Source organism: Gordonia jinghuaiqii (assembly GCF_014041935.1).
Taxonomy (GTDB): Bacteria; Actinomycetota; Actinomycetes; order Mycobacteriales; family Mycobacteriaceae; genus Gordonia; species Gordonia jinghuaiqii.
The window spans coordinates 260588-285221 of sequence record NZ_CP059491.1 but is presented as its reverse complement, the minus strand read 5'-3'; the positions used below and the strand labels follow the sequence as shown (position 1 = coordinate 285221).

The following is a 24634-nucleotide window of genomic DNA, read 5'->3' as shown; positions in this document are numbered from 1 at the left end:
CTCCTCGTGCGACTCCCCCACGTCACCCGCCCGATGGAGATCACGCGCGTCGAAGGTGAGTCGTCGACAACGCACTTCGTGCACACCGACGTCGTCAACTGGGTCCTGCTCGAAGAAGGAGGTGACCTCACCGTCATCGACGGCGGTTACCCCGGCCAGGCGGCACAGGTCGTCGAATCCATCGAGCGCATCGGCCGCCGGCCCGAAGACATCCGCGGCGCACTACTGACCCACGCTCACGTCGACCACCTCGGCGGGCTGGCAAAACTGCAGTCGCGGTACGGCTTCGAGGTGTACATGGATCCCGTCGAAGTCGATCATGCGCTGCGCCATCACCTACAGCAGGCCAACGCGCTCGACCTCGCACCGCTCGCCGGCCAGCTGCGAATGTGGTCGTGGCTCGCCAAGACCACTCCGCTGGGGGTGCTGAGCAAGGCCGGTTTGGGCACGGCGGCACCGTTTCCCGGGTCCGGCGCGTCCCGGAAAGAGGCCGGGACGGCGGCACTCGACCTGCCCGGATCGCCGGTACCGGTGGCCAGCCACGGGCATACCGACGGTCACAGCGCCTATCTCGTCGCCGACGGTCGGGCGCTGGTGTCCGGCGACGCCCTCGTCAGCGGGCACGAGGTGTCGGCGATCATCGGACCGCAGTGCATCCCGTCGGTGTTCCAGCACGACGAACCCACCGCACGCCTCAGCGTGGAACGGTTCACCGAACTCGACGCCGATCTACTGCTGCCCGGCCACGGAGAGTTCCGGGAGGGCAGCGTCGCCGACGCTGCCCGCATCGCCCTCAGCCGGTAGCCGGCGCCGTCTCGACCCAGTTCGCGACCCGGCCGCGCATCACTTCGCCGTGCGTCGTCGCGTGTGCGAGGACTGTTAAGCCGCCCACGTTCGATCCTCCTGGCCGTGCCGATCTGCCCGGCAAAGGGTAGGTTTCCTTGACAAGCTGACGGGGCCGGAGGAGGGGCCGAGCCCCGCACGGCGTGGCATCGTCGCCCGGGTCCGAGTCCCGCGGCCCGTCCATGACCGTAGACACTCCCGTCGTCGCGGAAGTTTGAGGACATGACCAGCGAGAACCGACTTGGCACCCATGGCCGATGAGTCCGATTTGACGGGTATCGCCGATCCGGCCGATCTCCCCGGCGTGGTTGACGCGGCCACCGCCGCCGCCCGGTGGCATGCCGTTGCCGCCGCACGTGCCGACGCGATCGCGCTCCGAACGCCCGAGTCCTCGCTCACGTTCGCCGACGCGGCAGCCCGGGTGGACGATCTCACGCGTGAGCTCCTGGCGACCATCGAGCCGGGCAGACCCGTCGCCGTCGAGATCGAATCCGACATCGACTCGGTGGTCGCAATGCTCGCCGTGCAGTGTGCCGGACGGTCGCTGGTCCTGCTCGACCCGTTCCTACCTGCGGACCGGCGTGAGAACGTCCTGCAACGATCGGGCGCCCACCTGCTCACCCCGGCGGGCGGGGTGCGTTCGACACCGCCGCCCGCACCGAAGGATGTCACGCACGAACCCGCGCCGGACGACCCCGCAGTCCTGTTGTTCACCTCGGGCTCCACCGGGACGCCCAAGGGCGTGGTGCTCTCGCAGCGAATGCCGGTCAACCACGCTCGCGACGGTCGACGCTTCCTCGGGATGGGCCCCGAAGATCGTGCGGCGGTGCTGCTCCCACTGAGCTTCGGCGGCGGGCTCGACGCCTTGGCCATGAGCCTGCTCAACGGCGCCACGATGCTGCTCTGGGATGTCCGGCGCCGCACCACCACCGGTCTGCGCGACTGGCTGGCGGCCGAAGGCGCGACCACCGTGCACTGCACGCCGTCACTGCTGCGGTCGTGGCTGGGTGAACTCTCCGCCGACGACGCGCTCGACTCGCTCCGGTTGCTGTCGGTCTGCGGCGAGCCCGCCCACCGGACCGACGTCGAGCTCGCACGGAGCACGATCGCCCCCGCCGGCGTGTTCTGTTGCTGGGCAGGGGCGTCGGAGGTCGGCAACCTGGCCTTCAACCTGTTCCCACCCGAACGGGAGGTGGCGGCCGGCACGATCCCGGTGGGCGTCCCGGCGACGGACAAGCATGTCCGGATCGTCGACGAGGACGACACCGACCTGCCCGTCGGCGCGACCGGTGAGGTCATCGTCGAATCGGCGAACCTCGCGTCGGGATACCACTCGAATCCCGAGCTGACCGCCACCCGCTTCGAGTTCCTCGCAGACGGCCGCACCCGGTATCGAACCGGCGACCTCGGGCGTCTCGACGCCAACGGCGAACTCGCATTACTCGGGCGCGGCGACGACGCGATCAAGATCCGCGGCTACCTCGTCGAACCCCTGGAGGTGGAAACCGCGATCCGTGCGCTCCCCTGGACCGCCGATGCCGTCGTCACCGCCAACCGGGACGAGGCGCGCCTGATCGCACACATCGCCGTCGATCCGGCGAAGTGGTCGCCGTCGCCCGCCGAGATACGAAGCGAGCTCGGTAAGTCGTTGACGCCGTGGATGATTCCACGGGACATCGTCGTGCTGGCCGAACTGCCGCGCAACGAACGCGGCAAGGTCGACCGGGCCGCACTGCCCCCACCGCCCTCGCGACCGGCGCATGAGCCGCCGCGCGGACTGACCGAGATGGCGCTGCACCGCTTCTGGTGCCAGATCCTCGGCCTGGAAACCATCGGCCGCAACGAGGATTTCACCGAGCTCGGCGGCGACTCGCTGGCGGCGGCGAAGATGCTCGCAGAGGTCCAGCACCACCTCCAGCTGGAGGTCAGCACCGCGATGCTCGCGCAGGCGCCCACGATCGCGCAGTTCGCGGCGCACATCGAAGCGGCGGCGAAGCACCGCTCGAAGACGTCGTCCGGCGCGACGCTGATCCCCCTCCGACAGGGCGACGGTGACCCCGTGTTCCTGATCGCCGGCGCGGGAAGCCTCGCCACGAGCCTCACGCAGATCGTCCGCGCCATGGGCACCGACCGCCCGGTCTACGCGATCCAGTCGCGCGGCGTCGAAAAGCGCGGCCGCGCAGACCATTCGGTTCGGGCCGCCGCACGACGAGCCATCTCCGACATGCGTTCGGTACAGCCGCACGGCCCGTACCAGGTCGGCGGATACTCGCTCGGCGGCTTCGTCGCGATGGAGATCGCGGCGCAACTGACCAGCGCCGGCGAGACCTGCGGCCCCGTACTGATTCTCGATTCTCTCTTCGATCCGGCACTCATACGCCGCGTCAGTGGAGAGAAACCCGGCATCGCCGCACGCCTGTCCGCACGGCGTGGCTCACTCGCCGAGGACGACACCGCGCTACCCGACCGGACAGGCAAGGAGACGGAGCCTCGTCGGGCACCGCTACCGCAGCGGGTGGTCCAGGAGGCGATGCTCGCCGTGCTGGTGCGCACCGCCGGCCTCGTCCGGCTGCCGACGACTCTGCAGTGGGTTGTGTTCTTCCGGTTGGGCACTCGCATGATCCGCCGGTACCGGCCACGTCCCTACGACGGCCCGGTCGCGGTGATCCGCGCGCGCACCAACCCCGACGATCCCGAACTCTGGCACCACCTCACCTCCGGCGAGGTGACCTTCCACGAGATCACCGGGGATCACATCTCGATGATCCGGGCGCCGCACGCCGCCGAGACCGCCCGCGTCATCGACGCGATCCTCGACTCGGCCGATCCCGCAAGCAACTCGGTCGGCCGGCGAACCGGGGAGTGACCTCGACGGACGCGCGGGCACGCTGCGCGTGCACGAGCTGCTCGGCCGGCAGGGGCACACGCGCGATCAGGCGCCTTCCGCACGGCGTTTGATCTCGGCCAGTGGCGATTTCATCCGAGTGCGATCGAACCAGTTGTCGCGCAACGCGGGAGAGGTGCCCGCCCACCGCTTCGTAGCGGATCTCCCGCCCGGAACGGGAGGCGGTGACGAGACCGGCTTCGGTGAGCACCCGCAGGTGCTTGGCTATCGCCTGCCGGCTGATCGGCAGCTCGGTGGCGAGAGTGGAGGCCGACGCCGGTTCGGCTCCCAGACGGGTGAGGATCTGCCAGCGACTCTCGTCGGCGAGCGCCCCGAACACCTCGACGGGCACCACGTCAGGCACGGACACCGCCGCTCGTCAGATGGGTGCGCGGCGCGTCGATGAAGATCTCCTGTTCGACCGCGATGTGCAGCCGCTTGGTTTCAACAAGAGTGTCGCGCTCAGCCCACCAGCTCGGCGAGGCGTCGAATCGCGAACTCGTAACCCCGGATTCCGTAGCCGGCGATCACCCCGGCCGCGAGGGGCGACACATAGGAGTGGTGCCGGAACGCCTCGCGTTTGTGCACGTTGCTGATGTGCACCTCCATGATCGGGACACCCGGCACCACCAGCGCGTCGGCCAGTGCCACCGAGGTGTGGGTCCACCCGCCGGGATTGATGACGATTCCGCTGACCTTCCCGACGGATTCGTGAATCCAGTCGAGCATCTGACCCTCGTGGTTGGTCTGCGCGGCGCGCAACCCGAAGCCGAGTTCCGACGCGGTCCGCTCGGCGAGGTCGACGACGTCGGCCAGCGTCTCCGAACCGTAGATCGCCGGCTCACGAGTACCGAGCGTGTTCAGATTCGGACCGTTGAGCAGCAGAATCGGCAACGGCCCCGGACCGGAGGCCTCGGACGTGGCTTGATCAGCGGCAGCGGCGTCGGACATGGGGTTCACCATACTGTCAGTGGCACCTCTCCCGGGTCCCTCTCCCGGACCCCTCACCCAGCCCCGCGCACGCGATCGGCCTCGGTGCGGCCGGCACCACGGGCCACACCGCCACCGGCCGGGGCGAGACGCCTCAACGGCTACCATCTCTCTTTGTGCCAGCGCAGACCGTTCGACGAGCGAGGATCGTCGCCATCGTCACCGGCCTGCTCGGGTTCTTGCTCGCGCTCGCGACACCGTTGATGCCGGTCGAGCAGAAGACAGCCGAGATCAACTGGCCGCAGGACGGTCAGATCAGCTCGGTCGCCGCCCCGTTGATCGGCTACACCCCCGTCGACCTCGACGTCACGATCCCGTGCAGCGCCATCGGCGACCTGCCTCCCGGCGGTTCGGTGCTGCTGTCCACCACCCCGAAACAGGCACCGAAGTCCGCCGAGCGCGGCCTGTTCATCCGCAAGACCGGCGCCGCCGACGCCCCCGCCGACCAGCAGGGCGTCGAAGTCGTGATCCGCAACGTCCCGCTTGTCTCCGCGACGCTGCAGGACATCCGCGACCAGGGGTGCCGCGAGATCGCCGTACACGCCGATTCCGACGCGGTGACCGCCGAGTTCGTCGGGATGACCAGCGGGGTCAAGAACGACGACGGCGAGGACGAGCCGCTCGCCGGCACCACCGAGGACAAAGAGGCCTTCAAGCACTCGCCCGACCAGCGCCCGCAGATGACCGGGTTGTTCACCGACCTGTCCGGACCGGCCGCCGACATCGCGGGCCTCGACGCCCACGTCACCATCGACTCGCGCTACAACACCGCCCCCACCATCTCCAAGTGGCTCGTCGTCATCGTGGGTGTGGCGACGACGCTGCTGTCCCTCGCCGCCCTCGCCACGCTCGACGCCACCGACGGCCGGCGTCATCGTCGTATCTTCCCGGCCCGCTGGTGGCGCCTCAACGCCCGCGACTACGTGGTCATCGGGGCGCTGATCCTGTGGCACATGATCGGGCCCAACACGTCCGACGACGGGTACCTGCTGACGATGTCGCGGGTCGCGCAGGACACCGATTACACGGCCAACTATTTCCGCTGGTACGGCGCTCCCGAGGCGCCCTTCGGCTGGTACTACCAGGTGTTCGGCCTGCTCAGTCACGTCTCGGTGGCCAGCCCGTGGATGCGTATCCCGGCCCTGCTGTGCGGCATCCTGGTGTGGCTCATCGTCAGCCACGAGGTGTTGCCCCGACTCGGCCGCGCCGCACTCACCCGGCCGATGGTCGCGTGGACCGCCGCGTTCACCTTCCTCGCCTGCTGGTTCCCCTTCAACAACGGCCTGCGCCCCGAACCGATCATCTGCCTGGGTGCGCTGCTGACCTGGTGCTCGGTGGAACGTGCCATCGCCACCGGCCGCATGCTCCCCGCCGCGGTCGCCTGCCTGATCGGCGCCTTCAGCATCGCCGCGGGACCGACCGGCCTGCTCGCCGTGGCCGCACTGATCGCCGGGGCGCGACCCATGATCATGGCGCTCATCAAACGGGCCCGCGTGATCACCGAACTCGCCGGGCCCGATGCGCCCGACGCCGCATCCGGCGCCGGGGCTCCCGGAACCGATGCGACCCGCGTGCGGCGTCGGTCGTCGCGACTGTCCTTCATCGCCCTCATCGCCCCGATCCTCGCCGCCGGCGCGTTCGTCTCCTTCGTGGTGTTCTCCAACCTCACGCTGCGTTCGTTCGCCGAGGCGTCGAGCATGAAGACCGCGCTGGGACCGTCGATGAACTGGTACAACGAGATCGGCCGTTACTCGGCGCTGTTCGCGTTCTCCGCCGACGGCTCGATCGCCCGACGCTTCGCGGTGCTCGCGATGATTCTCGGTCTCGTGGTGTCCGCGGCGGTCCTGATCCGCAAGAACCGCATCCCCGGAACGGCCATCGGTCCGACACGACGCATCGTGGCGATCACCTTCGCGTCGCTGGTGTTCCTCATGTTCACGCCGACCAAATGGACCCACCACTTCGGTGTCTTCGCCGGGATCGCGGCCGCACTGGCCGCCATCGCGGCGATCGCGGCCAGCCAGCAGTCGATGCACTCGCGACGTAACCGCACCCTGTTCTGCGCGCTCGTTCTCTTCATCGGCGGTCTGGCGTTCACGGCCCCGAACTCGTATTACTACTACTCGGCGTGGGGCATGCCGTGGGGTTCCGGTCAGGTTCAGATCGGCGGCATCATGCTCGGCAGCGTGCTGCTCTACGCCGCGCTCGCCCTGCTGCTCGTCGCCCTGTGGTTCCACTTCCGCGAACCCTTCACCGGCACGGACCCGCACACCGGGCCGACCGAACCCGTGGCCGCCACCCACCACCGTTGGTATCGCCGGCTCTTCGCGTCGATGGCCGCGGCGCCGCTGGCCTACCTCGCGATGGCGGTCGTCGTCTTCCAGATCGTCACCGCGATCTTCGCCGGCATCCACCAGAGTTCGTCGTATTCGGTGCCGCGCTCCAACCTGGCCGCACTGGCCGGCAATCCGTGCGCGATGGCCGACAAGGTGTGGGTGGAGTCCGACCCCAACCGCGACATGCTCCGCCCGGTCGATGAGACCCTCGACAACCCCCTCGGCGGACCTTCGCCGGCACCCGGCACGTCCCCGGCGACGCAGGGCTTCTCCCCGAACGGTGTGCCGACCGCCCTGGAGTCCACGGCCAGCGAGGGTTCGCTGGGTGTGCTCGCAGGCAATGTGTGGGCGGCACCGGAGTCCCTGTACTCCAACCCTGGGGGAACAGGTGGCGGCGAGATCGCCGAACCCGGCGTCAACGGCAGCACCGCGGCCCTGCCGTTCTTCCTCGACCCCGCCTCGACCCCGGTCATGGGCAGCTACTCCAAGCTCGACCAGGTACCCGCCCGCCTCACCTCCGGCTGGTACGCGCTGCCGAAGGACTGGCGTGACCGTCCGCTGCTGACGATGTCGGTGGCCGGCGAATACGACAACCCGAACGTGATGCTCGAGTACACCTCCGACCCGATCGGCCCGGACACCCGCGACGCCGACCTCGAGGTCGCAGGCGAGACCGAACTCATCGACCCCGGACCGCGGCCGTCGTGGCGCAACCTGCGATACAACACCGACGAACTCCCCTCCGACACCACCGCCGTGCGGATCGTCGCCACCGACGACAACCTCAACGAGGACCGCTTCATCGTGCTGACACCGCCGCGTGTGCCGCAGATGGACACCCTGCAGGACGTCGTCGGCAGCACCGACCCGGTGCACGTCGACTGGACGTCGGGCCTGGGGTTCCCGTGCCAGCGGCCCTTCATCCACGACGTCGGGGTCGCCGAGATCCCGAAATGGCGCATCAAGCCGGGCTCGGATCTCGCGGCCGCGGTGTCGGCATGGCAGGACCGGTTCGGCGGCGGCCCCCTCGGCTGGATCGAGGTGTCACAGGAGGCGACCGCGCTGCCGACCTATCTGATGGCCGACATCGGACGCGACTGGGGCGCACTGGAGCGCTACGAGCCCTACGGCGGCGTCGGCACGCTCGCCGAGATCGACACCGGCACGTCCACGCGCAGCGGCCTGTGGAGTCCGGCACCGCTCCGGCACTGACCCGTCGAGATAAGCCCGTCGGAACACGGCCCGTCGAGCCGCAGCCTGGCGAGACACAGCCTGTCGGCCGTCGCGGAGGGTGGGAGCTAGGAGGCCCGGGACCCGTCGCTTACGATGAAACACCGTGCCTGTGACAGTTCCTGATGCTCCAGAAGATTCCGCAGGACCTTCGGCGTCGGGACCGTCCGCCAAGTTCTCGGCGGGTACCGTCCGGCTGGTCGCCATCGTCGCCGGTGTCCTCGGCGTCGTGCTGTGTGCGCTGACGCCATTGCTGCCGGTCAAAGCCGTCGACGCGTCGTTCGAGTGGCCGGCCGGCCAGGATCTGGGCGCCGGCACGTCATCGGTGATGGCGCCGCTGATCGCGCAGACGCCGCAGACGCTCGATGCCCGCATCCCGTGTGCGACCCTCGCCGCCGCACCCAACGGCGTGGTCCTCGCGACGATGCCGACCAACGCACCCAAGTCCAAGAGCTCGGCCCTCTGGGTCACCGCCGGCGACTCGGCCGTGACCGTCACCTTCCGGAACAGCGTCGCGGCCACCGCCCCGCGCGCCGATCTGGGTCGATGCCGCGAACTGCACATCTTCTCCGCACCCACCGGCCCGGGCGCCACGTTCGTCGGGCTCGGGGAGTCGACGACGCTGGCACCCGACAAGCGCCCCCAGGTCGACGGCATCTTCAGCAACCTCTCGCCGGACCAGGCCCGCGCCGCGGCGGCCGACGGTATGCGGGTCCGGGTGGACATCGACAACCGCTACGAGTCGACGCCGTCGGTCCTGAAGATCATCGTCATGGTGCTGGCCGCGCTCGCGGTGACCATCGCCGTGATCGCCCTCGGGCTCCTCGACCGCATCCAGGGCTACCACCGGCGGATCGGGGCACGGACCCGCGCCTGGTGGCACTCGCTCAAGCCGCGGGCCACGGACCTGGCGGTCACCGCGATCCTGCTGGTCTGGGGCGTGTTGGGTGCCGGATCGCCCGACGACGGCTACATCCTCAACATGGGTCGCACGGCAGACGGCTTCGGCTACCTCGCCAACTACTACCGCTTCTACGGAATCCCCGAAGCGCCGTTCGACTGGTACTACAGCTTCCTCGCCCTCTGGTCGTCGGTGTCGCCCACGGTCCTGTGGATGCACATCCCGCCGCTCGTCGCCGGCCTGGTGTCCTGGTTCGTCCTCAGCCGAGTGCTGCTGCCCCGGCTGGGGCCCGCGGTGCGTCGGAGCTCGTGGGCGACCTGGGCCGGCGCGATGACCTTCACCGCGTTCTGGCTGCCGTTCTGCAGCGGCCTGCGCAGCGAGGGCATCATCGTGCTCGGCTCGCTGCTGACCTGGTGGGCGGCCGAGTACGCGATCGCGACCCGACGTCTGGTGCCGGCCGCGCTCGCCGCGCTGACCGCCGGGTTCACGCTGGCATTGGCCCCGCACGGCGTGGTCGGCGTGGCCATCCTGCTCGTCGCCGCCCGCGCGTTGCTGCACATCCTGCTCGATCGCCGCAACCGGCTCGGCGGCCCCCGATGGTCGTCGACGCTCGCGCTCGTCGCGCCGATCGCCGCGGCCGCGATGCTGGTCGGGATCGTCGTGTTCCGCGACCAGACCCTCGCGACGGTCCTCGAGGCCATCAAACTGCGCTACACCGTCGGCCCGGTCATCTCCTGGCATTCGGAGTTCCTGCGGTACTACTTCATCTCCGTGGTCACCGACGACGGGGCACTCACCCGGCGGGTGCCCCTCCTGCTGCTCCTCGCGGGACTCTTCGTGACCGTGGCGGTCATGTTGCGCCGCACCAGAATCCGCGGCCTCGACGCCGGACCGGTGTGGCGCCTGATCGGCGCCGTCGGCGTCACCCTCCTGCTGTTCGCGTTCACACCGACCAAATGGACCATCCAGTTCGGCGTGCTCGCCGGTCTCGCCGCGGCGATCGCCGCTGTCGCCACCATCGCGGTGGTGCAGTCGGCGGCCCGCTCGGCGCGCAACCTGACGGTCTTCGTCTCCGGACTTCTGTTCGCCATGGCCGCGGCGTTGGCGGGATACAACTCGTGGCCGTTCCTCTACGAGTACGGCATCTCCTGGTTCGACCGCGCCCCGGTGATCGCGGGCTTCCAGGCGTCGACGTTGTTCCTGATCCTCGCCGTGCTCGCCGCGGCGGTGGCGGTCTGGCAGCATCTGCGCCTGGACTACGTCACCAATCGCGGTCTCGCCCATACCGATACCGGCTCCGGTGAGACCCGTGCGGACCGCCGCCGACTCTTCCTCGCCTCGTCGCCGCTGGCGGTGATCGCCGGCCTGCTCGTCGTCGTGGAGTTGCTGCTGTTCGCCAAGGCCGCGGTGACCCGTTACCCCGCGCCGACGGCCCTGGCGGAGAATCTGGACACACTGCGCGGCAACTCGTGCGGACTCGCCGACGACGTCCTCGTCGAACTCGATCCCAACGCAGGCATGCTCACCCCGGCCGGCGGTGCGACGCCCAGCAGGGCACTCGCTGGGGAGAACCCGGTCGGGTTCTCCCCCAACGGAATCCCCGACGACCTGCAGCCCGAACCCGGCAGCCAGCGCCCGGGACAGATGAACGTGTCGGCAAGCATGTCGCGGCCGTTCGCCATCACCGGCGGCCTCGGCGCCGGGACCACCGGCGGCCGCGGACCGAAGACGGTCAACGGTTCCACCGCCCAACTGCCGTTCGGCCTGGACCCCGCCACCACCCCCGTCCTGGGCAGCCACGGATACATGGGCGAGGCCCGGCTGACCACCGGCTGGTACGACCTGCCCGCCGATCGCGCGGCGTCGCCGCTGCTGGTGTTCAGCACGGCCGGTGCGGTCTCGACGATCGACACCTTCGGCGTCCGCAACTTCGGCCAGACGATGGTGGTGCAGTTCGGTCGTCCCGGCCCCGACGGCTCCTTCGAGCAGGTGGGCCCCGACGTGATGCCCATCGACCCCGGCCCGGTGATCCTCAACCGGCCGTGGCGCAACATGCGGGTGCCCATGTCGGCGGCCCCGCCGCGCGCGACGGTCATGCGACTGTTGCTGCAGGACAACAACCTCGGCGACAAACAGTTCATCGGCATCACGCCGCCGCGGGCGCCGAAGCTGCAGACGCTGCAGGCGGTCGTCGGGTCGAGCGCCCCGACCCTGATCGACTTCGGGGTGGCCTCCCACTTCCCGTGTCAGAGGCCGCTCGGGATCTCCCACGGCGTCGCGCAGGTACCGCAGTGGCGCATCCTCGGTGACTATCCGCTGACCAACTCGCAGTCCAAGACCTGGCAGGCCGGAGTGGACGGCGGTCTCCTCGGTGTCTCCGAGGCCACCACCTCCGCACGTGCGGTCTCGACCTATCTGAAGGACGACTGGGTACGCGACTGGGGGGCGTTGGAGAAGTTGACACCGCTGGTGCCCGGCGCGCCCACCGCACAGATCGACACCGCACCGACGACGCAATGGGGCTGGTCACGTACCGGCTCGATCAGGGTGGAGCCCCAATCCGATGAGTGACAGTCACCGCACGGCCGAGACCCCCGCCCCGGACTCCGGCGGCGCGAGCGCAGACGACCGCAACACAGACGACCGCAACACCAGCGTCTCGAAGACGGTCACCCGGAAGATCCTCACCCCGAAGATCGTCGCGGTGGTCACCGGCCTACTCGGGTTCCTGCTGGCAGTGATCACACCGCTCCTGCCGGTGAATCAGTCCACGGCCGAACTCAACTGGCCGCAGGGAAACGACGTCTCGGATGTGGCAGCACCGTTGGTGGCGTTCGTGCCGGTCGACATGGACATGTCGGTGCCGTGCTCACTGGCCGCGCGCCTGCCCGCCGGAGGCGGCGTGCTGCTGTCGACCACCCCGGAGGGCGGTCAGGACGATTCCGCGCGCGGCCTGTTCGTCCGGGCAACCGCGGACACGATCACGCTGACCGACCGCAACGTCGTGCTGCTGAACGCCGATCGCGCGGCCGCGCAGTCGAATCCGAACTGCCGCATCGTCATGCACGCCGACGGCGAAGGTGTCAGCGGACGCTTCGATGGTCTTCCCGAACCCACTGCCGAGCCCGGCGGCCTGTACCGCTTCGCCCTCCCCGACCATGAGATGCGTCCGCAGATCGTCGGGATCTACAGCGACCTGCCCGCCGACGTGCCGCGGGAGCGCCTCTCCTTGCGGGCCACCATCGACACCCGATACGTCAGCACCCCCACCACGCTGAAGCTCGCCGCGATCATCATCGGCATCCTCATGACGATCGCCTCGCTCATCGCACTGGGCATCCTCGATCGCCGAGACGGCCGGAGCCACAAGCGATTCCTGCCCACCGGGTGGTTCACCATCCGGCCGCCCGATGTCGCGGTGTTCGCGATCCTCGCCTTCTGGTGGTTCGCCGGCGCCAACACCTCCGACGACGGCTACAACTTCACCGTCGGGCGTATCACCGCCGACGCGGGGTATGCCGACAACTACTTCCGCTACTTCGGCGTCCCCCAGGACCCCTTCGGCTGGCACTTCCAGGTCATCTCGGCGATGACCCACGTCAGCGTCGCCGCGCCGTGGATGCGGTTGCCCGCCTTCCTCCTCGGACTCCTCGGCTGGTGGCTCATCAGTCGCGAGGTCATCCCGCGCCTGGGACGCACCGTGCGCCACAGCACGCCCGCGGTGTGGTCGGCGGCCTTCGTGTTCCTCGCGATCTGGCTGCCCTTCAACAACGGTCTGCGGCCCGAACCCGCCGAGGCCGTCGGCGCGCTGCTCACCTGGTGCTGCGTCGAACGCGCCATCGCGACCCGGCGACTGCTCCCCTATGCCATCGCCGTGGTCACCGCGGCCTTCACGCTGGCACTGGCGCCCGGCGGGCTGATGGCCGTGGCCGCACTGCTCGCCGGCATCCGGCCGATCGTGAAGACACTGGTGTCGAGGCGCTCACGCGACGGCCTGCTGCCGATGCTCGCACCGATCCTCGCCGCCGGAACCGCGGTGCTGTTCCAGATCTTCGCCGACCAACCCCTCGCACCGTTGATCGCGGGCAACAAGGTGGCTTCCGACGTCGGACCCACGCTGGAATGGTGGCAGGAGCCGATCCGCTACTACTACCTGATCCTGCCGACCGCCGACGGCACCCTGGCACGACGATTCGGCGTCCTCGCCATGATCCTGTGCCTGTTCGTCGTGCTGCTGCGTCTGCTGCGCCGCGAACATCCCAACGGCATTGCGCGCGCACCGATCTGGCGGCTGGTCGCGGTCACGCTCGGCACCATGTTCTTCATCGCGTTCACCCCGACCAAGTGGACACACCACTTCGGTGTGTACGCGGGCATCGCCGCAGGCCTCGCCGCGGCGGCCGGCGCGATGATGGCCCCGGCGGTGTTGCGTTCCCGCCGCAACCGGACCTTCTTCGCAGCCGCCGTGCTGGCCATCACCGGCATCTCGTTCGCGGGCACCAACGGCTGGTGGTTCGTCGGCAGCTACGGCGTCCCCTGGTGGGACCGTCCCCCGGCTGTCGGCGGTGTCAACATCTCGTGGCTCATCCTGATCGCGGCCGTCGTGACCGCCCTGGTCGGGTTGTACTTCCACTTCCGCGACGACTTCGTCGACGACCAGACCCGCACCCGCGGCGGCGACCACTGGTATTCGAAGCTGAAGTTCTCGCCGCTGCCGGTGATCGCCGGGCTGATGGTGCTGTTCATGGTCGCCTCGTTCGCCAAGGGCGCCTACGAACAACGGGATTCGTGGTCGTGGCTGAAGTCCAACGCGCGCGCGCTGACCGGCAACTCGTGCGGTCTGGCCAATGACGTTCTCGTCGAGGCAGATCCGACCGCGGGCCTGCTGTCACCCGCCTCGATCGGCGGACGGCCTGCACCGAGCATCGCCGACGCCCTCGGCGGCACCGGGTCGCCGGGGTTCACACCCAACGGCGTACCCGACAAGCTCTCCGTGGATGCCACCGAGTCCAGCGACTCCTCGACCACCTCGGGAGCCCAGAACAGTGCCCAGACCGGCGCCGGATCGGATGAATCCGGCGACAGCTCGTCGGCGCAGGGTGGCACCGAGGGCGGTCAGGGTGCGCGCGGTGTCAACGGTTCGACGGTGCGCCTGCCGTTCGGTCTCAACCCGGCCGACACCCCGGTTCTGGGCAGCTACGGCTCGCCGTCGGGCAACGCCTCGCTGACGTCGGACTGGTACCAGTTGCCCGAACGCTCAGACGACGCACCGCTGTTGACCATGGCCGTGGCCGGCTCGGTCGAAGCGGTCGACGGAATCGGGGTGGTCCACGCGGGCCAGAAGGTCACGATGCAGTTCGGCCGCGTCGACGACGCGGGACGGGTGACACCGGTCGGCCAGATGTTCCCCATCGACATCGGTGAGACCCCCACCTGGCGCAACCTGCGCTTCCCGCTCGCCGACGCCCCGCAGCAGGCAACCGTGGTGCGCGTGCAGGTGGCCGACACCGCGGCCGCATCGTCGGAGTGGGTGGCGGTGACGCCTCCGCGGGTCGGCAAGCTGGCCACACTGAACGACGTCGTCGGCCGGACCGACCCGGTGTTCATCGACTGGTTGCCCGGCATGGTCTTCCCGTGCCAGCAGCCGATGAAGGTGCGCAACGGCGTGCTCGAGGTGCCGAAGTGGCGCATCATGCCCGACGCGGAAGCCACCCGGAAGAACAGCCAGACCTGGATGTCGGGGACCGCGGGCGGACCTCTGGGCATCACCGAGGCCATGCTGCGGCCGACTCTGCTGCCCACCTACCTGCGTAACAACTGGGGACGCGACTGGGGCGGCCTGCAGCGGTTCACCGAGATCATCCCGGCACCCCCGGCCGAACTGGACCTGGGGACGGTTCAGCGTTCCGGGCTCTACGACCCGGCACCGATGCGATCGAGTGGTTACTGATCGAGCGGTTACTGATCGAGACCATTGCTGATCGAGGACTCTCCGGAGTGCGGGATGCGTAACGGTTTGGCGATACTCATCCCGCACTCTGACCGGCCACTTCCCTTGGGGGCTGATTCCCCGGGAAGACGCCGACAAACCCGCGGACGCCTTTCCGTTACGGCACCGTGACGTGCTGTCTCGGTTGCGTCACTCCTGGCGACGAGAACTCGCCTCGGCAGCGCAGCGGTCCTAGCGTGAGAACATGCCGAAATTCACCGCACCCGGACTCAGCAACGACGCCGCCGACGAGGTCACAGGCATCCTGCAAGAGCGTCTCAGCGCGCTGAACGACCTGCACCTCACGCTCAAGCACATCCACTGGAACGTGGTGGGCGCGAACTTCATCGGCGTCCACGAGATGATCGACCCACAGGTGGAGCTCGTCCGCGGGTACGCCGACACCGTCGCCGAGCGCATCGCGACGCTGGGAGCGTCACCCAAGGGCACCGCCAAGGCCATCGAGGAGCACCGCAGCTGGAGCGACTACTCCATCGGCCGCGACACCGCGCAGGCCCACCTCGGGGCGCTCGACCTGGTGTACGACGGTTTCATCCAGTCCCATCGCGACGCCATCGCGAAGATCGGTGACATCGACCCGATCACCGAGGACGTCCTGATCGGCCAGACCGCCGAACTCGAGAAGTTCCAATGGTTCGTCCGCGCCCACCTCGAGAGCTACACCGGTGAACTGATCCACACCGGCGCGAGCGGCGAGAAGGAAGCCGCCGATGCCGCGCGCTGAGGCGAACCACCCAGAAACCGAGTAGCGGGCCCGCCCACACCCCTGGCCCGCGCCGGAACCGCGGTCGCGACCACCCGCCCCCCCCTTCGGTCGCGACCGCGGTGTCTTCTGCCCAACATGGGTTGCCGATCCGGCCGAAGACGCTGCGCGCCTCCCGATCACACGATCAAGGAGTCGTCCCTGTTGACCGTCCGCAGTTTGTTACGCTGACCACAGGCTTTATGCCGTGAGCAGGACGTGAAGCGACCGCGTCCACCAGTTCGATCGGGGCGCTCTCCGCTCTGACGGGGAGGCACGTGTGTCCGAAGCGCGATCATTCACCCTGTTCGACGATCTGGAGCTCTCCATGCAGTTCGCGCCGGTCTGCCGGCTGTCCGACGGCGCTCTCGCCGCCGTCGAACTGCAGCTGCGCGGCCCCGCAGGCACCCGGCTCGCCACCGCGTCCGCGCTCAAGCGCGCCGCCCGGCTCGTCGAGGAGCACCCCGTCCTCGACGAACGCAAGCGCAAGATGGCCACGTCCTCGCGCGCACAGTCCATCGCGAAGGTCCTGCCGCTGCTGGTCTCCCTCGATCTCGATCTGATCGACAACCTCGACGCCGAGACCGCGCGCACCCTGGAACGCCACGTCATGGTGGTCCTGCCCGACGCCGTCGAACGCAGCCCGCAACGCACCCTGGCCCGCGTCGCACGTGCCCGCGCCGCCGGAAAGATCATCTGCGTCGACGGACTGGTACGCAGCGAACACGCCGCGACGCTGCTCTCCCTCGTCGAACCCGACATCGTCGTCACCGGCGCCGAGCTGCTCACCACACAGGCAGGCGCCGACACCGCTCATCTGGCACACGCACTCGCCGCCCACACCGAACGCAGCCACGCCGTGGTCATCGCCGAGGGCGTCGACGACGAGTCCAGCCGCGTCACCGCACAGACGATGGGTGCCGTCTTCGGTATCGGCGATCTGTACCCGGCTGTGTCCGACCCGTCGGTACTGGCCGCCCGCACGGTCGTGCCCCTTCCCGACATGCCGGTGTGGACCACTCCCGGCCCCGACAAGTCCACGCCGTACCGCATCGCCTCGACGTCCATCACGCCCCGTACGGGCAACAAGCGGCTGCTCATCGAGATGAGCAAGGCGCTCGAGCATCAGGCCGCCATCGGCGGGGCCGCCATCGTCCTCGGTACCTTCCAGTTCGCCGAGCACTTCAGCAGCCGCACCGCGAGGCGCTGGCAGGAGATGGCCGAGCAGACCGGGCTGGCCGGCGTCTACGGCGTCGGGTTGCCCGACGTGCGCGACGGGAACGTCCATCGCGCCCCCCTCGACCCCGACGACGACCTGATCAACGAATGGAACGTCGCGGTTCTCGGCCCGCACTTCGCAGCCCTGCTCTCCGCACGGGACCAGCACGACGCCGGCCCCGACCTCGAGCGCACCTTCGAGTTCGTGCAGACCTACGACCGGATGACCGTCACCCAGGCGGTCCACTCGATCCTCATGCGGTTCGCCTGACACGCGAGCCGCTGGTTGAGCCGCGTATCTGCTGGTTGAGCCGACCCCCCGCTGGTTGAGCCGGTGACGAGCGCAGCGAGGAGCCGTGTCGAAACCAGAACGCACCCACACCTACGAGCCACCCCATCGACACCGGCTCACCCCGTGACCTCGACGGACGCGACGTCCTCGCCACGCTCGGTCGACGCTGCTCGGCCAGCAGGTAGTCACGCTGCACGGCGGAGCGGCGGCGATTTGGGATTGTCACAGCATGGCTGACTACGATGCGCCTGTGCCGAAGTCGCCTGAAGTGTCCGAGTCAGACGAGGTCGGTGTCGGCGCTGCTGCTCCCGACACCAAGGATGTAGCGCAGCGCCCGTCCGGCGAGCAGCAGTCCCGTCCGGTGGCACTGGTGGCCGCGATCGCCGGGTTGATCGCCGTGGCAGCCGGGGTCCTCACCCCGTTTCTGCCGGTCAGCACGTCGACCGCGTCGATCGCGTGGCCCGCAGGCCAGGACCTCGGCGCCGATTCGGCGTCGATCACGGCACCGCTGGTCGCCCAGACCGCGCAAGACGTGCAGATCACCATCCCGTGCCGGGTACTCGCGGCGACGGGCGACGATACGTCCACCACGGTGCTGTCGACCATGCCCGCCGGGGCGACCAAGGCCCGCGACAACGGACTGTTCGTCGTCGCCGATGCGTCGAATGTGACGGTCACCAATCGCAACAAGACGCTGGCCTCGGCGCCGCGCGAAGCTCTCACACGGTGCGCTGAACTGCGCATCTTCTCCGATGCGACCACCACCGGCACCCAGTTCGTCGGCCTGCCGCCCGGCCCGGCCGCCGCCGGCGGCGGCGATGTGGGCCTGGCGCAGCCGTCGTCGAATCCGCAGATCGCCGGCGTCTTCACCGACCTGAGCACCGACGAGGTCCGCGCGAGCACCGGTTTCGACGTCCGCATCGAGATCGACGACCGGTTCGACTCGTCGCCGTCTGTTCTCAAGTGGCTGGTGATGATCGTCGGCGTCATCGCCGCGATCGTGGCGTTCGTGGCCGTCGGCAGGCTCGACCGCATCCACGGCTACCACCGGCGCGTCGGACGCAGGTTGCGGTGGTGGGCGGTGCTGCGTCCCCGCCCCACCGACGTCGGGGTGACCCTGACGCTGGTGATCTGGCACTTCCTGGGCGCCGGTTCGCCTGACGACGGCTACATCCTCAACATGGGGCGCAACGCCGCCGACTCCGGCTACCTGGCCAACTACTACCGCTTCTACGGCATCCCCGAGGCGCCGTTCGACTGGTACTACAACTTCCTCGCCTACTGGTCGACGATCTCGACGACCGGGATCTGGATGCGTCTGCCCTCGCTGATCGCCGGGCTCGTCGCCTGGTTCATCCTCAGCCGGGTGCTGCTGCCCCGACTCGGTGCCGCGGTCCGCCGATCCCAGTGGGCGATGCTCACCGGGGCCGCGGTGTTCCTCGCGTTCTGGCTGCCGATGTGCTCGGGCCTGCGCAGCGAGGGCATCATCGTCGTCGGCACGCTCCTGACATGGTGGGCTGTGGAGGTCGCCGTCTCGACGCGCCGGTTGCTCCCGGCGGTACTGGCCGCATTCACCGCGGCCCTGACGCTGGCGTTGGCCCCGCACGGGCTGGTCGCGGTGGCGCTGCTCATCGCGAGCGCACGTCCCATGCTGCGCATCCTCGTCCGACGCCGTGTCGAGGACGGGGTGCTGCCGCTTCTCGCCCCGCTTCTCGCCGCCTTCGCCCTGGTGATCATCGTCGTCTTCCGCGATCAAACCCTGGCGACCGTGTTCGAAGCGGTGCGCATCCGCTACTCGGTGGGCCCGACACTCGCCTGGTATCAGGAACTGCTCCGCTACTACTTCCTGGCCGTGAACACCACCGACGGCGCGCTCGCACGCCGAATCCCGGTGCTGCTGTTTGCCGTGTCGATGTTCGTGGTGCTGGCGATCATGTTGCGGCGCAAACGGATCGACGGCCTGGACCCGGGCGCCGTGTGGCGTGCACTCGGGGCATCGCTGCTGACGATCCTGCTGCTGTCGTTCACCCCGACCAAATGGACCATCCAGTTCGGTATCTTCGCCGGCCTGGGTGCGGCACTGGCCGCGGTCGCCTGCGTGGCGATCGGTCAGGCGGCGCGTCGAACACTACGCAACCTCTCCATCCTGATCGCGGGCCTGCTGGTGGCCTGCGCCGCGGCGGCGGCGGGCAAGAACGCCTGGCCGTGGCCGTACAACTTCGGCATCGCCTGGTTCGACAAGGCTCCGGTCATCGCCGGAATGCAGGTGTCGACGCTGCTGCTCGCGCTCGCCGTCGTCGCACTCGCGTTCGCGATCTGGCAGCACCTGCGGATGGACTTCGTGAACGAGACCGGGCTGGCACACGAGCGCGGCGCGGCTCCCTCGGGCTGGCGGGTAGGGATCGCGTCGGCGCCGATCGCGGTGATCGCACTCCTCATCGTCGTATCCGAGGTCGCGGTGTTCGCCAAAGCCGCGGTGAGTCGCTCCGACGAGTTCACGATGCTGTCGGCCAACCTCGACTCCGTACGCGGGAACACCTGCGCGATGGCCGATTCCGTTCTCGTCGAACCCGACCCCAATCGCGGCATGCTCGTCCCCGCGCGCGGCGAATCGGCGTCGAAGGCGCTCGAAGGGCAGTCGAACGGCTTCCGCCCCGACGGCGTGAAATCCGACCTGACCCCGCAGGCCGGCGCGCAGAAGCCGGGTGCGATGAACACCTCGGCGGACCTGTCGAAGACGTTCATCGTCTACGGCTCCAACCCCGGCACGACCGGCGGCGTGGGCCCGCGCGGCGTCAACGGCAGCACCGCCGCACTCCCGTTCGGTCTCGATCCCGCCACCACCCCGGTGCTGGGCAGTAACGAAACCCCCAGCGGCCAGGCGACATTGACCACCGACTGGTACCGCCTCCCGGCGCGCGACGCCTCCCCGTTGATCGTCATCACCGCAGCGGGCGCCGTGTTCACCCTCGACCGCGACGGCGTCCCCGTCTTCGGACAACCGCTCGAGGTGCAGTTCGGGCGCGAGTCGGACGGGAACTTCGTCGAGGTCGGCGCCCCCGCGATCCCGATCGACGCCGACCGCGCGAACCGCCCGTGGCGCAACCTCCGGATCCCGATGGATCGGGTGCCCGCCGACGCCACAGTTCTGCGGATCGTCGCCAAGGACAACAACCTCGATCCCGATCAGTGGCTTGCCATCACGCCGCCGCGCGCCCCGGTGCTGCAGACCCTGCAGAACGTCGTCGGGTCCACCGACCCGGTGCTCATCGACTTCGCAGCGGGCGCCGTGTTCCCGTGTCAGCGACCGATCACGGCGCACGACGGCATCTTCGACATCCCGGACTGGCGCATCCTGCCCGAGTCGTGGATCGCCAACTCGCAGTCCAAGACGTGGATGGCCACCGACGACGGCGGTCTACTGACCACGGTGGAGGCGTTGACCCGCCCCTCGACGGTGGCGACCTACCTCGACAACGACTGGTATCGCGAGTGGGGCAACCTGCAGCGACTGGACCCGCTGGTACCGCAGGCGCGACCGGCGGACGTACTGACCGGGTCGACGACCACCTATGGATGGTCACGACCCGGCCCGATCAGGGTGGTGCCCGAAGATGACTGACCGCGTCGACGCCCACGCCCCGGGACAACCCGAACCGAACCAGCCCGTTCCACCCCAGCAAACAGGGACACCCCAGCAAACAGGCACACCCCAGCAAACAGGGACACCCGCGCAAACAGGGACACCCGAGACCGAGAGGACCCAGCCTGTGGCAGATCGGTCCGGAACAGATCAGGCAGGGTCGGGGCACGCCGGTGAGAGGAACGGCAGCCCAGAGAGTTTCGCCGAACGGCACGCCGGCACCGCCCGGATCGTGGCGATGGTCGCCGGTGCGATCGGCATCCTCCTGGCACTGCTGAGCCCGTTCCTGCCGGTCGACTACACGAAGGCCGAACTGACCTGGCCGCAGCAGGGTTCGGTCGCCAACGTCGCCGCGCCGAACGTCTCGTTCGTGCCGGTGTCGATGGACGTCGCCGTTCCGTGCGCGCTCGGTGCGTCGCTGCCGTCCGGCGGCGGCGTCCTGCTGTCCACCGTGCCCGAGGGCGGCACCGAGGCCAGCAAGGTCGGCCTGTTCATCCGTGCCACCGCCGACTCCCTGCAGGTGGTGCAACGAAATGTCGTTCTGCTCAACACCCCCCGCGCCGCCGCGCAGGCTTCCGCGGACTGCCGAATCGTCGTACACGCAGACACCACCGGCGCGCGCGGCGCCATCGAAGGGCTGCCCGACAATTCGGATGCACAACACAGCTTCGATCTGAGAGACCCCAACGCGCGTCCGCAGATCATCGGCGTCTACTCGAGCCTGCCGTCGAACGTGTCCACCGAAGGGTTGTCCTTCAACTCGACCATCGACACCCGATTCGTCTCCACCCCCACGACACTCAAGTTCTGGCTGCTCGTCATCGGCGTGCTCTCGACGATCCTCGCACTCATCGCCCTGGCGATACTCGATGCCCGTGACGGGCGTGGACATCACAAGATCTTCCCCGCCGGGTGGTGGCGCGTCCGCCCGGTCGACGGCTTCGTCACGCTCGTCCTGCTGATCTGGATGTTCGTCGGCGGGAACACCGCCGACGACGGATACCAGGTGACCGTCGGCCGCATAGCGAGCGAGGCAGGCTACCTCGACAACTACTACCGCTACTTCGGGGTACCGCAGGATCCGTTCGGCTGGCACTACCACTATCTGTCGGCGTGGATGGAGATCAGCACCGCGACACCGTGGCTGAGGCTGCTGCCGTTCCTGTTCGCGATGGCGTCGTGGTGGTTGATCAGCCGCGCCGCGATCCCCCGCCTCGGGCGCGCCGTGCGGGAGTCGACCCCGGCGATCTGGGCGGCCGCACTCGTGTTCCTCGCCGTGTGGATGCCGTACAACAACGGTCTGCGCGTCGAACCACTCATCGCACTGGGCACGCTGTTCACCTGGGTGTGTGTCGAACGCGCGATCGCCACCGGACGATTCTTCCCGCTCACCGTCGGCATCATCTCGGCCGCCTTCACACTGACGATCCACCCGACCGGCGTGATCGCCGCGGTCGCATTGATCGCCGGAATCCGGCCCCTGCTCAAGCGATTGATGGCGCGCCGCAAACGTGACGGCACCTGGCCTCTGCTGTTGCCGATCCTCGCCGCCGGTCTGGCGGTGATGTTCGAGATCTTCGCCGACCAGCCACTCGCACCGATTCTCGAGGCCGTGTCGGTCAACGGTCAGGTCGGTCCCACCAACAAGTGGTGGGAAGAGCCGATGCGCTACTACATGCTGATGAACCCGACCGCCGACGGCGGGATCGCCCGGCGCTTCGGCATTCTCATCGTGTTCGCGAGCTTCATCCTGGTCGTGGTGATGTTGCTCAACCGGCGGCGCCTGCCGGGTATCGCCACCGCACCGACCTGGCGCCTTCTCGCCATGGTGGCGGGTTCGGCCGTGATGATGGCCTTCCTGCCCACCAAGTGGACCCACCAGATGGGTGTGTACGCCGCCATCGGCGGCGCACTCGCCGCAGTGGCCACCGCCTGCGCGGACCGCTCGATCATGCGGCGTCGACGCAACCGGACCCTGTTCGCCGCGGCCTGCGCCTACGTGCTGGCCCTCGCGTTCTCCGGACGAAACCAGTGGTGGTACGTCGGCAGCTACGGAATCCCCTGGCGCGACGCGGTTCCCGATGTGAAGGGCATCCCGCTGTGGACCGGCATCCTGGCGGTGGCGGTGGCCCTGACACTGCTCGGCCTGTGGCAGCACTTCCGCGACGACTACGTCGACGAGACGGTCCGCGCCGGCGCGTCACGATCGGTGTTCACACGGCTGCGCAGCCCCTCGATCATCGTCGTCTCGGCGATCATGCTCCTGTTCACACTGGTCTCGTTCGCCAAAGCGGACTGGACACAACGGAACTCGTGGTCGTGGTTGAGCTCCAATGTCAGCGCCATCCGGGGCGAGCCCTGCGCGCTGGCCGATGCCGTCCTGGTCGAGAGCGACCCCACCAAGGGCCTACTGGCACCCGCACGTGTTGCCGGACAGAACAATCCGTCCCCCGGCGCGGCACTGGCCGGCCAGGGCATGGCGGGTTTCGACCCCAACGGTGTCGCGTCGGACCTGACCGAGGAGTCCGGCGACGAGCCCGAGTCGTCGTCGGGGACCTCGACCGCGGAAGTCGATCGGACCCAATCCGATCCGACCGATGACACCGGCAGCGCAACGGACTCCACCAGCGGCTCGAGCGACACCAGCGGTGGAAGCACGGCGCAGGCCGGGGTCAACGGTTCGACGGTGAAGCTGCCGTTCGGCCTGTCGCCACAGCAGACCCCGGTGCTCGGCACCTACAACTCCCCCAGCGGGACCGGGCGGCTCACCTCAGATTGGTACCAGCTGCCCGAAAGGCGTAACGCCGATCAGCCGCTGGTGACCATGTCTGTCGCGGGCCACGTGGAGTACATCGACGACCTCGCCGTCACCCGTCAGGGACAGCGCGTGCGTCTGCAGTTCGGTCGGGTCGCCCCGGACGGAACCGTGGCTCCTGCAGGCCAGATGGTCCCGCTCGACATCGGCGGCGCACCCGAATGGCGCAACCTGCGCTTCCCGCTGGACCGGGCACCCGAGGGCGCGACGGTGGTTCGTGTGCTCGCCCAGGACGACTCGCCGCTCCGCGACCAGTGGCTGGCGGTGACACCACCGCGCGTCTCGTCGATGGTGACCCTCAATTCACTGGTGGGCAGCAAGGACCCGGTCCTCATCGACTGGGAGGCCGGGCTCGCCTTCCCGTGCCAGCGTCCCGCCCAGGTCAAATACGGGGTGCTCGAGACCCCGGAATGGCGGATCTCCCCGGACCGCGAGGGTGAGCGGGTGAACTCGCAGCGGTGGATGGCCGGCGACTTCGGCGGCCCGCTGGGCATCATCGAGAACGAGCTGCGCCCGCGCGTGTACCCGTCGTATCTGCGTAACGACTGGGCCAAGGACTGGGGCATGCTCCAGGGTCTCACCCCGATCCTGCCGCAGACCGACGCCGAGCTGACCATCACCACCGAGAGTCACAGCGGGCTGTGGACCCCCGGGCCGATGAGGGCCAGCAAGAACTGACGCCGCGATGGCGGCATGACGCGGCCACCCCGCTCGAGTTCGGAGGATGTCT

Annotated in this window: 10 protein-coding genes and 1 pseudogene; 9 read left to right on the top strand and 2 right to left on the bottom strand. The window is 68.9% G+C overall.

Annotated elements, in window-relative coordinates; all coding sequences use genetic code 11:
- Positions 1–6 precede the first annotated feature (6 nt).
- Positions 7–804 (top strand): MBL fold metallo-hydrolase, encoded by a 798-nt coding sequence (locus tag H1R19_RS01130; RefSeq protein WP_244970826.1) that lies wholly within the window; start codon positions 7–9, stop codon positions 802–804.
- Positions 805–1093: 289 nt separating this feature from the next.
- The gene (locus H1R19_RS01125; RefSeq protein ID WP_219850350.1) at positions 1094–3709 is read left to right on the top strand and encodes an AMP-binding protein; all 2616 of its coding nucleotides are present in this window, start codon (positions 1094–1096) and stop codon (positions 3707–3709) included.
- Between the two features lie 70 nt (positions 3710–3779).
- On the opposite strand, the pseudogene H1R19_RS23110 reads toward H1R19_RS01125, so the two are convergent.
- Both H1R19_RS23110 and aroQ read right to left on the bottom strand, forming a co-directional pair.
- A pseudogene (locus H1R19_RS23110) lies at positions 3780–4091 on the bottom strand (ArsR/SmtB family transcription factor); the annotation flags it as partial.
- A 98-nt stretch (positions 4092–4189) separates the two neighbouring features.
- Positions 4190–4678 (bottom strand): type II 3-dehydroquinate dehydratase, encoded by a 489-nt coding sequence (gene aroQ, locus H1R19_RS01115; protein WP_188330796.1) that lies wholly within the window; start codon positions 4676–4678, stop codon positions 4190–4192.
- A gap of 155 nt (positions 4679–4833) precedes the next feature.
- Between aroQ and H1R19_RS01110 the strand changes: the two genes are divergently transcribed.
- The 7 genes from H1R19_RS01110 to H1R19_RS01080 all read left to right on the top strand — a co-directional run bounded on the left by H1R19_RS01110 (position 4834) and on the right by H1R19_RS01080 (position 24582).
- Entirely contained in the window at positions 4834–8265 is a 3432-nt protein-coding gene (locus H1R19_RS01110; RefSeq protein ID WP_219850349.1) for an arabinosyltransferase domain-containing protein, read from the top strand.
- A 124-nt stretch (positions 8266–8389) separates the two neighbouring features.
- Entirely contained in the window at positions 8390–11755 is a 3366-nt protein-coding gene (locus H1R19_RS01105; RefSeq protein WP_219850348.1) for an arabinosyltransferase domain-containing protein, read from the top strand.
- Complete coding sequence (locus H1R19_RS01100; protein ID WP_219850347.1) at positions 11748–15134, top strand: arabinosyltransferase domain-containing protein; 3387 nt, start codon at positions 11748–11750, stop codon at positions 15132–15134. Before H1R19_RS01105 ends, H1R19_RS01100 begins: the two co-directional genes overlap by 8 nt.
- Before the next feature lie 244 nt (positions 15135–15378).
- Entirely contained in the window at positions 15379–15918 is a 540-nt protein-coding gene (locus tag H1R19_RS01095) for a Dps family protein (protein WP_219850346.1), read from the top strand.
- A gap of 298 nt (positions 15919–16216) precedes the next feature.
- On the top strand, positions 16217–17425 hold the full coding sequence (locus H1R19_RS01090; protein ID WP_188330792.1) for a DICT sensory domain-containing protein: 1209 nt from the start codon (positions 16217–16219) through the stop codon (positions 17423–17425).
- A 250-nt stretch (positions 17426–17675) separates the two neighbouring features.
- Positions 17676–21068 carry an arabinosyltransferase domain-containing protein gene (locus H1R19_RS01085; protein ID WP_219850345.1) on the top strand — a complete coding sequence of 1131 codons (3393 nt, stop codon included), beginning with the start codon at positions 17676–17678 and terminating at the stop codon, positions 21066–21068.
- Positions 21061–24582, top strand: a complete 3522-nt coding sequence (locus H1R19_RS01080; RefSeq protein WP_372632136.1) for an arabinosyltransferase domain-containing protein — start codon at positions 21061–21063, stop codon at positions 24580–24582. Before H1R19_RS01085 ends, H1R19_RS01080 begins: the two co-directional genes overlap by 8 nt.
- Positions 24583–24634 lie beyond the last annotated feature (52 nt).

Excerpts from the sequence above, each read along its gene's own strand:
- H1R19_RS01085 (WP_219850345.1), top strand. The coding sequence starts at position 17,676 with ATGGCTGACTACGATGCGCCTGTGCCGAAGTCGCCTGAAGTGTCCGAG.
- H1R19_RS01125 (WP_219850350.1), top strand. The coding sequence starts at position 1,094 with ATGGCCGATGAGTCCGATTTGACGGGTATCGCCGATCCGGCCGATCTC.
- H1R19_RS01100 (WP_219850347.1), top strand. The coding sequence starts at position 11,748 with ATGAGTGACAGTCACCGCACGGCCGAGACCCCCGCCCCGGACTCCGGC.
- aroQ (WP_188330796.1), bottom strand. The coding sequence starts at position 4,678 with ATGTCCGACGCCGCTGCCGCTGATCAAGCCACGTCCGAGGCCTCCGGT.
- H1R19_RS01095 (WP_219850346.1), top strand. The coding sequence starts at position 15,379 with ATGCCGAAATTCACCGCACCCGGACTCAGCAACGACGCCGCCGACGAG.
- H1R19_RS01080 (WP_372632136.1), top strand. The coding sequence starts at position 21,061 with ATGACTGACCGCGTCGACGCCCACGCCCCGGGACAACCCGAACCGAAC.